Consider the following 12,719-nt stretch of genomic DNA (forward strand, 5'->3'; position numbering starts at 1 on the left):
GTTCGATGCGGCCTCAATCCTCAAGTTAACCAAACCCCATACTGCTTTAGGCTCTTCACTGGCAACAAAGCAGCTATACATAAAAATTAAATAGGCTATCAAGTATGAGAAAACTATCACCAGGTGTTGAAATGTTCAGTCCATGTGAGGTTTCTTCATTCCATCAAAACCCAATTTCAATCAAATGAAAAAATTCAGGATACTACTTTTGCTTCTTACAATGGCATCTATCCCCTTGCTAGCTCAGACTCATGCGGATAAGCCTAAACTCGTCGTCGGAATCATTGTCGATCAGATGCGTCAGGACTACTTATATCGCTTTTCGGACAGATATTCCGAGGGAGGATTTAAGCGGTTGATGAAGGATGGCTTTATGATGAAAAATGCTCATTATAACTATATCCCGACCTACACCGGCCCAGGTCATGCATCGGTTTACACAGGTACTACCCCAGCTACGCATGGCATCATCGGTAACGATTGGTATGTGAAAAAGCTAGACAGAATGATGTATTGTGCAGAAGATACTGCTGTGACCAATGTCGGTGGCAGCGAAGAAAATGGATTTATTAGTCCAAGAAATCTCCTCACCACTACCATCACTGATGAGCTTAGGATAGCTTCGCAAAAGCGGTCAAAAGTAGTAGGTGTAGCGATCAAAGACCGCGGAGCGAGTATGCCAGCGGGTCACATGGGGGATGCCTATTGGTTTGACTCCAATACCGGCGAGTTTATGACTTCTTCCTATTACCATGACAAATTACCAACCTGGGTAGAAAAATTTAACGAGAAGAAAATCGTTGATTCGTATCTTTCTCAGCCTTGGAATACGCTTTATCCAATAGAAACTTACACTGCTAGTACGGTGGATGACAATCCTTTTGAAGGCAAATTCTCCGGCAAAGAAACGCCTACTTTTCCTTATGATTTAGCAGAACTCAGAAAGACAAACGGCGAGTATGGATTGATTGCCTCTACTCCATTCGGCAATTCCATGACGTTGGATTTTGCGCTAGCAGCACTAGAAGGAGAGCAGATGGGCATGGGCGATGAGACGGACTTCTTGGCACTGAGTTTTTCATCGCCTGATTATATAGGACATAGATTTGGACCTCAATCCAAAGAGGTGGAGGACAACTATCTTCGTCTAGATCAAGATTTAGAGCGACTGCTCAACTACCTGGACAAAACCTATGGCAAAGATAACTATGTAGTATTCCTATCAGCAGACCATGCAGTAGCAGAAATAGCTACACACATGGTGAGCGAAAATGTCCCTGGTGGAAACCTACGCACGAGTGCAGTGGTTAGCGAATTACAGAATTTCATCTTTGATAAATATGGAGCAGGTAAATGGATCATCAACAGCTCAAATGGCCAACTTTTCCTCAACCGTGAATTAATCCGTGAGAAGGAACTGAACCAAGAAGCTTTAGAAAACGAAATAGCACTGTTCTTACTCAAATTTGATGGGATCAAGGATGTTTATACTGGTACAGCCATGAGAACCAGCGCTTTTACAAAAGGACGAGCAGAACTACTCCAAATGGGCTATAATCATAAGGCTTCGGGAGATATCCTGATGATTTTGGAACCAGGATGGCTTACAGGTGGAGCTACCGGCACTTCCCATGGCACAGGCTTTACTTATGACACCAATGTTCCTATCCTATTTTACGGCTGGAATGTATCAGCTGGTGAAAGCTCACGCTATGCCACCATCACAGATATCGCTCCTACGCTCTCTATGATGCTGGACATCAAGCTTCCAAATGGAGCCACAGGCCAGCCAATCTTGGAAATCACAGACAAAAAATAAGTATCATAAAATCTAAATGAAAAAGCCTCGATCTTCGCAGATTGAGGCTTTTTGGTAGTTAAGCTAGTTACTTACTCAATTTACTCCGACCAGCTCATAGGATAACTCTCATCCACAAATTCAAGTGCATCGGTAGTAATCTGAAGTGATTTAAAGGTATCAAGCATTACTGCGTACTCATCAGTGGATTTAGCTCCGATAGATTTCTCCACCGTCCCGGGATGAGGACCATGTGGCAAGCCTCCCATGTGAAGGGTAAAGGAACCACGATCAATTCCTTTCCTACTCATAAACTCTCCTTCGGCATAATATAGAACTTCGTCTGAATCTATATTGGAGTGATTATATGGAGCAGGGATAGCCAATGGATGATAATCAAATAATCTTGGAACAAAGGAGCAGATCACAAATCCCCAGGCTTGGAATGTCTGATGTACTGGCGGCGGCTGATGAATTCTTCCTGTAATCGGTTCGAAATCATAGATAGATAGCGCGTAAGGGTACAGATATCCATCCCAGCCTACGATATCCAGCGGGCTATGATTGTAGGTGTATTGATGAAGCATTCCTTGCTTTTTGATCTGCACGAGGTATTCACCCTTCTCTTTTTCTATATGCAACTCATGTGGCGGACGAATATCCCGCTCGCAATATGGAGAGTGCTCCAGCAATTGCCCCACTTCATTTCTGTAGCGCTTGACCGTTTCTATCGCCCCCACAGATTCTATTACCAATAGTCTCAGAGGCCCTTCTTCTTCAAATTCGAATCTATAAATCGTGGTTCTTGGAATGACGATGTAATCACCTTTATGCACTTCCAATTTTCCAAATTGAGAATACATTACCCCTTCCCCATCATGCACGTAGATCAATTCATCTCCGTCAGCATTTTTGAAGTAATAGTCCATTTTCCGCTGACGAGGAGAGCAGATTCCCATCATCACATCGGAGTTCATGAGGAGATTTCTTCTCGCCGAGAGGTAATCTTCCCCGGTGAATTCCACGTCGGAGGTTTTTAGGTGAGTTTGATTCAACCCATGCTCTACTGCTGCTTTCCATGAAAATGGTACGGGCTCGCCTATGGATTTTACTTCGTTGGGGTTGTGAATGTGATAAAGTGTAGAGTAGATGCCTGAAAAGCCTTTGGAGCTTACGACCTCTTCTTTGTAAAGGCTTCCATCAGCTTGACGGAATTGTATGTGTCTTTTTGGCGGGATGCTTCCCATCCTATGATAATATGCCATTTCTCTTGGGTTTATTTCTATGGCTCAATTTAAAACATTCTAGCAAAACGAGGCTTTGAATGCACCAAAAATTGAGAATGAGGATAAGTTAAAAAGTCATCATCAGGAAAACAGGTCTCCCAAAAAACCTCAAAGCAATCACCGGAAAGATGAACCATTTTTCTGCCAGAATTGAGGATAGAAGGAAAAGTAAAACTTAAGGAATGAGACCGTATCGGACATCGGAGTCCATGCCAGATAGAAATAGAATAGCACGTAACAAGTTACATTGCGCAAAATCGCAAAAACCTATTCGCGCTAGGTGAAAATAAAAAAGCGACTCTCGCCGCTTTCTTACTAGTTTGATTATTTCTCCTCGAAAAACTCATTACGGATAACATCTTCCGCTTCGCCTGTTCGCTTCTGAATTTTACCTAGAAGCTGATCTTCCTGACCTTCTACATACGTCAAGTCATCTTCCGTCAATTCTCCGTATTTTTCTTTGAGCTTACCTTTTACGATATTCCAGTTACCTTTTAATTTTAAGTTGGTTGACATAATTCTTGTGGTTTAAGTTAAACTTTGACTACCTAGGAATTTGCAAAGCCTACACCAAAATGACCCACAATGAAGACAAGCCTATCACTAGTATTCTTGGTATTTTGCCTAAATATATACTCAAAAGCTCAAGAGGCGCGATTAATCTGGTCAGATGAATTTTCTGAAGATGGCCTGCCAAATCCTAAAAAATGGACCTATGATGTGGGTGATCATGGTTGGGGCAATAACGAAATGCAATATTATTCACAAAATGAGCCTAAAAATGCCCGTGTTGAAAACGGGAAATTGATCATCGAAGCCCATACCGACGCATCTCACCCTAAGGGATATACTTCAGCACGTTTACTCACAAGAGGACATGCATCTTGGCAGTATGGATACATAGAAGTCAAAGCAAAACTTCCTCAAGGGCGCGGAACATGGCCGGCAATCTGGATGCTACCCGAAGAAAACTTATATGGTGGCTGGCCAAAAAATGGGGAAATTGACATCATGGAGCATGTGGGCTATAACCCCGGAAACGTACACGGAACGGTTCATACCGAAGCTTTCAATCATATACTGGGAACTCAAAAAGGAGGCGTGAAACAAGTCCCTGATTTCAACACGAAATTCCACACCTATGCTATTAACTGGACTTCAGAGAAAATAGATTTCATGATAGATGATGCCCTTTATTTCACCTTTGAAAACACAGGAAATAACTATAAAGATTGGCCATTTGACCAGCCATTTCATTTGATTTTGAATATTGCCGTAGGTGGTGGATGGGGTGGTTTACAGGGAGTTGCCACGGATATATGGCCTCAGCGCATGGAAGTGGACTACGTGAGAGTGTATGACAAAAAACCTTTAGGGGGAAGTTGAAGTTAGAATCTCACAATCCAAATTTTATCACACATCCTTTTTTTGTTAGCTAGAAAAAATTTGGGAAGTAGAAGAGATATCCATAAACTAACATCTGAAATTGTCCCAAAATAGATAATTATGAAAAACACCGCTTTTAAAAAGAGGAAAATCACAGCCTTAGCGATCATAGGCCTTCTAGTACTTTTTATGTTTGGCACTAACCTAACTGAGCGTCAGGCATTCAAAAATATTAGCAGCACTTTCACAGAAGTATATAATGACCGCTTAGTGGTGGAGGGATACATTTTCAGGATTTCAGAGAATTTGTTTAGGATCCAGAAACTGGTAGATCATTGCGACAGCAATTACGATTACTCTAGAGTAGTGGATGAAATTGCCGCACATGAACAAAGTATTTTGGAAATTGTGAATAATTTTGAAAAGACAAATCTTACTACGAGTGAGGAGCAATACTTGAAAGACTTCAGAAGTATTATTGAAAATGACCTCCAGATAAAAAATTATAGTCTTCTTTATTCAGATTCTTCCGGTGTCAACCTGAGCCAAGTTCAGCTCTACGATAAAAAAATCAGCAAGGCACAGGAAGACCTAGATAACCTCAGCAAAATCCAGATGGAAGAGGGCGAGAAATTAATAAATAAGGCGAACATCATTATCAATCGAACCCAGATCTGGTCTCAGTTTGAAGTTGCTTTATTAATCATTTTATCGCTAACCCTATATTTACTTCTTTTCCGAAACAAAATGATTTTAAATAACTAAGAGCTTGCTAGTGCTAGGCACAATGTTTTTTTCCTAAAGCTATATTTCTAACCCCGACCTTACCTTTGAAAGGTCAAAAAAAAGAGCCTGCTCAAACTTACTGAGCAGGCTCTTATTATATCCAGTTTGTTTAGAGCGCGTAAGCTTTGTCTCCTGGGTTATAAGGTATGCAAGCATCAAATCGTCCAGGCGTTTCCACAAAATTCAAAGCTTGAGTAGCTCCGATTTCAGAGGTAAAATAGCCTAGCACTGTCAAGTCGCGAAGCATATTGATTACCTCTGGATTTCTATCCTGACCGCTGGCTTTAAATTCTTCGTACATCCCATTCAAAAAGGCCAATCTTTCCTCTGCTGGTGCTCCAACAAAATTTTTCCCGTATGCTGATTTAAAATCTTTACCCAACTTATTTACCCCGTCCACAAAAACCTTTTGACTATCTCCATCATACGTATCCTTGACCATCATTACCATGAATGATCCTATGCCCACAGCTTTAGCACCTGGAGTAGTAGTCTCTGGAATAATAGTATCTCCTAGCTCGTCTAGGAATGCAATGTCATCTGGATCAAAATCCAATCCTTCAATCTGATTCTCTGGAGTACAACCAGTCATGATCGCCGTAGCGCCAATCATCGTTCCTCCCATCATCACCATCACGCTCTTCAATGCGTCTCTTCTATTCATAGTCATAATTTTTTCTTTTAGGATTAGAGATTTTGCTTATTGAGTTCATCTACTGCGAAAGCTGCTGCTCTTGCAGTCAAAGCCATATACGTAAGAGATGGGTTAACTGCTGCGGCTGAAGTCATGCATGCCCCATCCGTCACAAATACATTTTTCGCATCCCAAACCTGATTATTTTCATTCAAAACGGAAGTTTTCGGGTCTCTTCCCATTCTAGCAGTGCCCATTTCATGGATACCCTGTCCGAAGGTGTACCCAGCATCATATTCCTCTACATCCTTGAAACCTGCTACTTCAAGCATTTCAGCTGCATCAGCCATCATGTCTTTCCGCATCTTTAATTCATTGTCTTTAATCTCAGCATTCATTACTAATGATTCTAAGCCCCATTTATCCTTTACGGTATCGCTTAGTTTGATGGTATTTTCATGATATGGCAAGATCTCTCCAAATGCCGTAATTCCCATTCCCCATGGGCCCGGTTGGGTCAATGCTTCTTTCATAGGTGCACCAAAATTCAGTTCAGCAACATCGCGAGACCAACCACTACGGCTGGCTCCACCTTGATACCCAAATCCGCGAAGGTAATCTCTTTTGTCTCCATTGACATTCCGGAATCTTGGGATATAGAGGCCTGTCGGTCTTCTCCCAAAGTAATACTTATCTTCATACCCATCCATATTTCCTCTCGCTCCCAGACGAAAGTGGTGATCCATGACATTATGCCCAAGCTCACCTGAGCTACTGCCTAATCCCCCAGGCCAAACATCTGTAGCAGAACGCATCAAAATCGCTGTAGAGTTAAAAGCAGAGGCACATAAGAAGACAATCTTCGCATTGAATTCCATTGTCTCATTTGTCTGTCCATCCACTATTTCTACTCCGGTGGCTTTCTGTGTATCCTTATCATAGATCAATCTTCGTACGATCGACCATGGACGAAGGGTGAGGTTCCCTGTAGCTCTTGCAGCAGGCAAGGTAGAGGCTTGTGTACTGAAATAACCACCAAATGGACAACCTAAAGAACACTTGTTCCGATACTGACAGCCGGGCCTGCCTGGGAGTGGTTGGGTGATATTGGCTGGACGTCCGATAGTCCAAGTTCTAGCCCCTTTGTAATGCTCCTTGATTTTGGCTGCGCCATCTTCTTCCACGCAGTTCATCGGCATAGGCGGCATGAACTCTCCGTCAGGTAGTACATCCAAGCCATCTTTGGAGCCTGATACTCCTATAAATTTCTCCACATAGGAATACCATGGCGCAATATCCTTATATCTAATTGGCCAATCTACTGCGACCCCCTCCTTTGCATTGGCTTCAAAATCCAGGTCAGACCAACGGTAGGACTGCCTTCCCCATAGTAAGGATCGACCTCCTACCTGATAGCCTCTAAACCACGTGAATGGCTTCTCCTCTACGTAGGGTGAGTCATCTTCATGAGCCCACCAGTCTAAATTCAATTCATTAAGGACATAATCTCTTCTCAAATTAGGGTGGTTTTCCAATTGCTCCTGTGTTCTACGTCCACGGTGAGGAACCTCCCAAGGCGGAAGGGTAGCTGTTTTGTAATCTGTGACATGTTCTACGTCAGGTCCTCTTTCAAGCAGCAATACCTTGAGACCTTTCTCAGTTAATTCTTTCGCAGCCCATCCGCCGCTTATTCCTGACCCAACTACTATTGCGTCATATGATTCATTTGCCATATAAATGGATTTAGGTTTTCAAATTAGTTAAACATCACAGACCTGAACTCCCTGAGCTAATGAGGCCATTTTATCGTCATATTTTGGGATAAATTCATGTGACACATATCCCTTGAAGCCTGTGGCTACTATTGCTTTCATCACTGCCGGGTAGTATATCTCTTGCGTATCATCCAGCTCATTTCTGCCTGGATTACCCGCAGTATGGTAATGCCCAAAATACTGGTGATTATTTTGAATACTTCTGATGAGATCCCCTTCATCTATCTGCATATGATAAATATCGTAAAGCAATTTGAAGTTTTCACTCCCTAGGCGCTTACATAGCTCAACTCCAAAAGCTGATTTATCACATAAATAGTCTTGATGATTCACCCGGCTGTTGAGTAGTTCCATCTGAATAATGACCCCATGCTTTTCTGCTAGAGGAATTATTTTTTCCAGACCAAGTTGACAGTTTTTCAACCCTGTCTCATCGTCCATGCCTCTTCTATTTCCAGAGAAGCATATTAGATTTTTGTAACCTGCTTCTGCTACTTTGGGGATCATTTCCGTGTAGTTCTTGATCAGTTGCTCGTGGTATTTCACTTCACCAAAGCCTTCTGTCAGGCTGATTTCGGCTCCGTTGCACATGGAGGAATCTATTCCGTGCTTCTTCAGGATATGCCAATTGGCTGGACCTATAAGGTCGATTCCTTTGATCCCTATCTTTTTGGACTCTATACAGAGTTCCTCTAGGGTAAAATCACGAAAACACCAGGCGCAAACGCCATGGTTGATATTTCCTTTCAGCTTGTAAGGATAGTTCTCCTTGGTTTGGAAGGATGAAAGCGTGCTGAATACAGCACCGCCGAGCAAAACTTTCTTAAAGGATTCTCTTCTTCCGGTATCAATAGGTTTGGTCATTAGGGTTTATTGAGGTGTTGTTAGGTGCTCTTTCTTAAATAAGGCTAGGAAAAGTAGTAAAACCAAAACAGAAATACCAGCAGGTACCAACCAAATTGATCCCCAAATGTGTGCTCCAAGTTCATCTTTGAAATAATCTGACGTATATCCAGCTACCCAAAAACCAACCAGCATTCCTACACCATAAGTACCAAGGGTGATCAATCCTTGGGCAGAAGATTTGTATTTGGCACCGGCATGTGAGTCAGTATAAATCTGTCCACTTACAAAGAAAAAATCATAACAAATCCCATGAAGTAAAATCCCCACCAATAACATCCAAACCTGCTCATCAGCATTCCCAAACGCAAAAAACACATAACGAAGCGCCCATACTAGCATAGCCCCTGCAAGGGTTTTTTTGATCCCAAACCTAGTAATGAAGAAAGGTAGAGCTAGCATAAAGACTACTTCAGACACCTGCCCTAATGCCATTTTCCCAGTGGAATTAGACATTCCTATTTCTGTGAGAAAAGGGCTAGTGTTTTGGTAGTAAAATGCTAGTGGAATACAGATCAAAATGGAGGAAATAAAAAATACTGCGAAATTTCTATGCTTTAACATTCCTAAGGCATCTAATCCAAGTACCTCAGAGAGTTTGAATTGCTCATTCACTTGGGCTCTAGGAGGTGTATGCGGTAACATAAAGCTAAACAGCCCCAAGGCCAGAGAGCTACCCGCAGCCATCAGCCAAGTATTTCGCAAAAGACCTTCACGCAACCCCTCGGCACTATCCCAAGATAGCAAACTAATCAGCAAGCCTGCCGCTATCCACCCTATCGTACCCCACACACGGATTTTTGAAAATTCCTTTGCTGGGTCTTTCATCTGGTTAAAGGAGATCGAATTCACCAGCGCGAGCGTAGGCATGAACAAAATCATATAAATAAGGAGAAGTGGGAAAAAGCCTGAGAAATCGGTTGAACTATACAATAGGTACATTAATCCAGCACCCAGCAAATGAATAACACCTAGAATTCGCTGTGCATGAAAGTATCGATCAGCAATCAAACCCACCACGAAAGGAGCGATTATGGCCCCAAAGGATTGAGTAGAGAAAGCCAATGATATTTCCTGATCCTTTGCCAAAAGATTAGATCCCAAGAAAGTGCCCAAAGTAACATACCATGAGCTCCAAATAAAAAACTCAAGGAACATCATGACAGAAAGTTTAAACTTGGTGTTTAAGTGCATTGTGAATAGTAGAGAAGTAATTTGAAATTTGTGAATTCTAAATCCAAAGTTTCGATTTTAGCCAATTTGACCTATTTTAGGCTAATAAAATAATTCTAAGGTCAGGCAATAGCTAGTTTTAATTTCGCTGATCATCCAGCTGTATGCCAACTGACTGATTGCCTGATATAACTCGCAGAAATTCGAAAGTTTTACAGCAAAGAATAATTTATTTCGAGAATTTAAGCCTGAATATAAAGTCTTTTCCCAAATGTATTCTTCTAAAAAACTTAAAATAGGATTGATCGGTGGAGGTCCTGGTTCTTTCATCGGAGCCATCCACCTCAACGGTGCTTTGATGGACGGAATGTTCGAGCTAGTAGCTGGAGCATTTAGCTCCAATCCCGAAAAATCAAAACAACGAGGAGAGGAATTCATGCTCGATCCTTCACGAGTCTATGCTACTTACGATGAGATGTTTGCAAAGGAACTGGAGCTTCCGGAATCAGAGAGAATCGATGTAGTAGCAATCGTTACACCTAACAATGTGCATTTCGACCCAACGGCCAAAGCGCTTCAGCATGGCTTCCATGTGGCACTGGACAAGCCACTAACCCTGAATTATGAAGAGGCTGTAGCACTTTATCCAATTGTACAGCAGTCAGACAAACGATTCCTACTAACACATACCTACGCTGGCTACCCGATGATCAAACAAGCCAAACAAATGATCGCTGAAGGTAAAATCGGAAAAATCAGAAAAGTATATGTGGAATACCCTCAAGGCTGGCTTTGGAAGCTTCTGGAATCAGAAGGTAATAAACAAGCTGCCTGGCGCACCGATCCAAAGATCAATGGGCTGGCGGGATGTATGGGAGACATAGGCACTCATGCTTTCCACTTGGCGGAGTATGTTTCTGGCGAAAAAGTAGCTGAAATCTGTGCTGATCTCTACATCAAAGTAGAGGGCAGACCTATCGATGACGATGGCGTGGTTCTTTTGCGCTTTGAAAATGGAGCTTCTGGGGTCCTTATGGCATCCCAAACTGATACAGGAGTTGAAAACAACCTTAAGATTAGAGTGTATGGTGAAAAAGGCGGTTTGGAATGGCAACAGGAATTAAATAATTCTCTACTTGTACGCTGGCCAGATGCTCCAGATCAAATTTATCGAGCAGGAACTGGCTATTTGGGTTCGAATGCCAATGAAAACACCAGAACTCCAGCTGGACACCCTGAAGGCTATGTAGAAGCATTTGCCAACTTGTATAGAAATTTTGCCAGATGCATCTATGCAGACCGAGCTGGAGAAACCCCCAAACCAGAGTGGGAAGATTACCCTGGCATAGAAGATGGAATCAGGGGAATGGCTTTCATAGACCACGTGTTGAAAAGCAATGAGTCCAACCTCAAATGGACACCTTTTATAGTGCAAAAATAAATTCTGAAACCTAATAATTTAACCTAAGTAAAATGAAAACAATCAAAGGCCCGGCGATCTTTCTCGCTCAGTTTATTGACGACAAGGCACCATTCAACAACCTCAAAAACATCTGTAACTACATGGCCGACCTAGGCTACAAGGGAGTTCAGATACCATCTTGGGACGGTAGAATGATCGACTTGCAAAAAGCTGCAGAAAGCAAAACCTACGCAGATGAGATCAAAGGAACTGTAGAAGAGGCAGGTTTGGAAATAACCGAACTGTCCACCCACCTACAAGGCCAACTAGTGGCTGTACACCCTGCATATAATGAATTATTCGATGGTTTTGCGCCGGATAATCTCAAAGGAGATCTGAAAGGTAAAGCTGAATGGGCTACTCAGCAATTGAAATATGCTGCTCAGGCATCACAAAATATGGGACTTACAGCCCATGCTACTTTTTCAGGAGCATTGATGTGGCACACAGTTTACCCTTGGCCTCAGAGACCTGCAGGTTTAGTGGATACAGGATTCACTGAGCTAGCCAAACGATGGCTTCCTATTCTAAATGAATTCGATGACAAGGGAGTTGATGTGTGCTATGAGCTACACCCTGGGGAGGATTTACATGATGGAGTGACATTTGAAATGTTTCTAGATAAAGTAAATGGTCACAAAAGAGCTAATATTTTGTATGATCCAAGTCACTTCGTATTACAGTGTCTTGACTATCTACAATTCATTGATTTCTACCATGAAAGGATCAAGATGTTTCATGTGAAAGATGCTGAATTCAATCCTAGTGGCAAGCAAGGAGTATATGGAGGATATCAAGGCTGGGTAGAGCGTGCAGGGCGTTTCAGATCTTTAGGTGATGGACAAGTTGACTTTAGTGGAATTTTTAGCAAACTTTCGCAATACAACTACGATGGATGGGCGGTATTAGAATGGGAATGTGCTCTCAAGCATCCAGAGCAAGGAGCCGCAGAGGGCGCACCATTTATTGATTCACACCTCATCAGAGTGACCGAAAAAGCATTCGATGACTTCGCAGGAAGAGGTGCTGATGAATCATTCAACAAAAAAATATTAGGAATCTAAACACCAGTTTTAATTTAAAATTTATGAAAATCACAAAAAACTTAGCCTTCGCACTAGTAGCTGTTGCAGGCTTTACATTCGCCTGCGGCGGAGGAGAACAGACGTCCGAAACTACAGCAACTTCCACTACAGAAGCACCCGCAGCACCTGCGCAGGAAATGAGCCTGGAGGAAAAATACCAGAATGACCCTATTTACATCAAAGGTCTTGAAAAAGTAAAAGCCTCTGATTGTACTTCTTGCCACATGGTAGAAAGAAAGATAGTTGGCCCATCCTATGCAGATGTAGCCGCTAAGTATGAAGCTACAGAAGAAAACATCGAAATGCTCGCCAAAAAAGTAATAGAAGGCGGTGTAGGAGTATGGGGAGAAGTTCCAATGACCCCACACCCATCTGTAAGTATAGAAGATGCCAAAGATATGGTAGCCTATATCCTTCTTTTGAAAAAATAA

Annotated in this window: 12 protein-coding genes; 6 read left to right on the plus strand and 6 right to left on the minus strand. The window is 42.2% G+C overall.

What is annotated here, in order from left to right; all coding sequences use genetic code 11:
* The first annotated feature begins 184 nt into the window (after positions 1 to 184).
* The gene (pafA, locus tag ABJH64_RS13895) at positions 185 to 1,819 is read left to right on the plus strand and encodes an alkaline phosphatase PafA (RefSeq protein WP_348276819.1); all 1,635 of its coding nucleotides are present in this window, start codon (positions 185 to 187) and stop codon (positions 1,817 to 1,819) included.
* Between the two features lie 80 nt (positions 1,820 to 1,899).
* Here pafA and ABJH64_RS13900 read toward each other — a convergent pair whose 3' ends face one another.
* Positions 1,900 to 3,063, minus strand: a complete 1,164-nt coding sequence (locus ABJH64_RS13900) for a homogentisate 1,2-dioxygenase (RefSeq protein WP_348276818.1) — start codon at positions 3,061 to 3,063, stop codon at positions 1,900 to 1,902.
* 345 nt (positions 3,064 to 3,408) lie between these two features.
* Positions 3,409 to 3,600 carry a CsbD family protein gene (locus ABJH64_RS13905; RefSeq protein WP_348276817.1) on the minus strand — a complete coding sequence of 64 codons (192 nt, stop codon included), beginning with the start codon at positions 3,598 to 3,600 and terminating at the stop codon, positions 3,409 to 3,411.
* A 69-nt stretch (positions 3,601 to 3,669) separates the two neighbouring features.
* On the opposite strand from ABJH64_RS13905, the gene ABJH64_RS13910 reads away from it, so the two are divergent.
* Positions 3,670 to 4,470: a glycoside hydrolase family 16 protein gene (locus ABJH64_RS13910; RefSeq protein ID WP_348299368.1), complete on the plus strand. Its 801-nt coding sequence runs from the start codon at positions 3,670 to 3,672 to the stop codon at positions 4,468 to 4,470.
* Between the two features lie 120 nt (positions 4,471 to 4,590).
* Positions 4,591 to 5,235, plus strand: a complete 645-nt coding sequence (locus ABJH64_RS13915; RefSeq protein WP_348274647.1) for an MCP four helix bundle domain-containing protein — start codon at positions 4,591 to 4,593, stop codon at positions 5,233 to 5,235.
* 130 nt (positions 5,236 to 5,365) lie between these two features.
* Here the strand turns inward: ABJH64_RS13915 and ABJH64_RS13920 are convergent, their stop codons facing one another.
* The 4 genes from ABJH64_RS13920 to ABJH64_RS13935 are packed head-to-tail and all read right to left on the minus strand — an operon-like array spanning position 5,366 to position 9,762.
* Positions 5,366 to 5,926, minus strand: a complete 561-nt coding sequence (locus ABJH64_RS13920; protein WP_348274648.1) for a gluconate 2-dehydrogenase subunit 3 family protein — start codon at positions 5,924 to 5,926, stop codon at positions 5,366 to 5,368.
* Positions 5,927 to 5,943: 17 nt separating this feature from the next.
* Positions 5,944 to 7,623 carry a GMC family oxidoreductase gene (locus tag ABJH64_RS13925; protein ID WP_348274649.1) on the minus strand — a complete coding sequence of 560 codons (1,680 nt, stop codon included), beginning with the start codon at positions 7,621 to 7,623 and terminating at the stop codon, positions 5,944 to 5,946.
* Between the two features lie 27 nt (positions 7,624 to 7,650).
* The gene (locus ABJH64_RS13930) at positions 7,651 to 8,529 is read right to left on the minus strand and encodes a TIM barrel protein (RefSeq protein ID WP_348274650.1); all 879 of its coding nucleotides are present in this window, start codon (positions 8,527 to 8,529) and stop codon (positions 7,651 to 7,653) included.
* A 6-nt stretch (positions 8,530 to 8,535) separates the two neighbouring features.
* Positions 8,536 to 9,762, minus strand: coding sequence for a nucleoside permease (locus ABJH64_RS13935; protein WP_348274651.1), 1,227 nt, complete (start codon positions 9,760 to 9,762; stop codon positions 8,536 to 8,538).
* Positions 9,763 to 10,012: 250 nt separating this feature from the next.
* Here ABJH64_RS13935 and ABJH64_RS13940 point away from each other — a divergent pair, with 250 nt between their 5' ends.
* The 3 genes from ABJH64_RS13940 to ABJH64_RS13950 are packed head-to-tail and all read left to right on the plus strand — an operon-like array spanning position 10,013 to position 12,719.
* Positions 10,013 to 11,182 carry a Gfo/Idh/MocA family oxidoreductase gene (locus ABJH64_RS13940; protein WP_348274652.1) on the plus strand — a complete coding sequence of 390 codons (1,170 nt, stop codon included), beginning with the start codon at positions 10,013 to 10,015 and terminating at the stop codon, positions 11,180 to 11,182.
* 32 nt (positions 11,183 to 11,214) lie between these two features.
* The gene (locus ABJH64_RS13945) at positions 11,215 to 12,267 is read left to right on the plus strand and encodes a sugar phosphate isomerase/epimerase (protein ID WP_348299370.1); all 1,053 of its coding nucleotides are present in this window, start codon (positions 11,215 to 11,217) and stop codon (positions 12,265 to 12,267) included.
* Between the two features lie 23 nt (positions 12,268 to 12,290).
* The gene (locus ABJH64_RS13950; RefSeq protein WP_348274895.1) at positions 12,291 to 12,719 is read left to right on the plus strand and encodes a c-type cytochrome; all 429 of its coding nucleotides are present in this window, start codon (positions 12,291 to 12,293) and stop codon (positions 12,717 to 12,719) included.

It is taken from the genome of Algoriphagus sp. (assembly GCF_039969895.1).
In the GTDB taxonomy this organism is placed as follows: Bacteria; Bacteroidota; Bacteroidia; order Cytophagales; family Cyclobacteriaceae; genus Algoriphagus.

Coding starts and splice junctions, on each gene's coding strand:
- ABJH64_RS13945 (WP_348299370.1), top strand. CDS start 11,215: ATGAAAACAATCAAAGGCCCGGCGATCTTTCTCGCTCAGTTTATTGAC.
- ABJH64_RS13935 (WP_348274651.1), bottom strand. CDS start 9,762: ATGCACTTAAACACCAAGTTTAAACTTTCTGTCATGATGTTCCTTGAG.
- ABJH64_RS13930 (WP_348274650.1), bottom strand. CDS start 8,529: ATGACCAAACCTATTGATACCGGAAGAAGAGAATCCTTTAAGAAAGTT.
- ABJH64_RS13925 (WP_348274649.1), bottom strand. CDS start 7,623: ATGGCAAATGAATCATATGACGCAATAGTAGTTGGGTCAGGAATAAGC.
- ABJH64_RS13900 (WP_348276818.1), bottom strand. CDS start 3,063: ATGGCATATTATCATAGGATGGGAAGCATCCCGCCAAAAAGACACATA.
- pafA (WP_348276819.1), top strand. CDS start 185: ATGAAAAAATTCAGGATACTACTTTTGCTTCTTACAATGGCATCTATC.
- ABJH64_RS13905 (WP_348276817.1), bottom strand. CDS start 3,600: ATGTCAACCAACTTAAAATTAAAAGGTAACTGGAATATCGTAAAAGGT.
- ABJH64_RS13910 (WP_348299368.1), top strand. CDS start 3,670: ATGAAGACAAGCCTATCACTAGTATTCTTGGTATTTTGCCTAAATATA.
- ABJH64_RS13940 (WP_348274652.1), top strand. CDS start 10,013: ATGTATTCTTCTAAAAAACTTAAAATAGGATTGATCGGTGGAGGTCCT.
- ABJH64_RS13950 (WP_348274895.1), top strand. CDS start 12,291: ATGAAAATCACAAAAAACTTAGCCTTCGCACTAGTAGCTGTTGCAGGC.
- ABJH64_RS13915 (WP_348274647.1), top strand. CDS start 4,591: ATGAAAAACACCGCTTTTAAAAAGAGGAAAATCACAGCCTTAGCGATC.
- ABJH64_RS13920 (WP_348274648.1), bottom strand. CDS start 5,926: ATGACTATGAATAGAAGAGACGCATTGAAGAGCGTGATGGTGATGATG.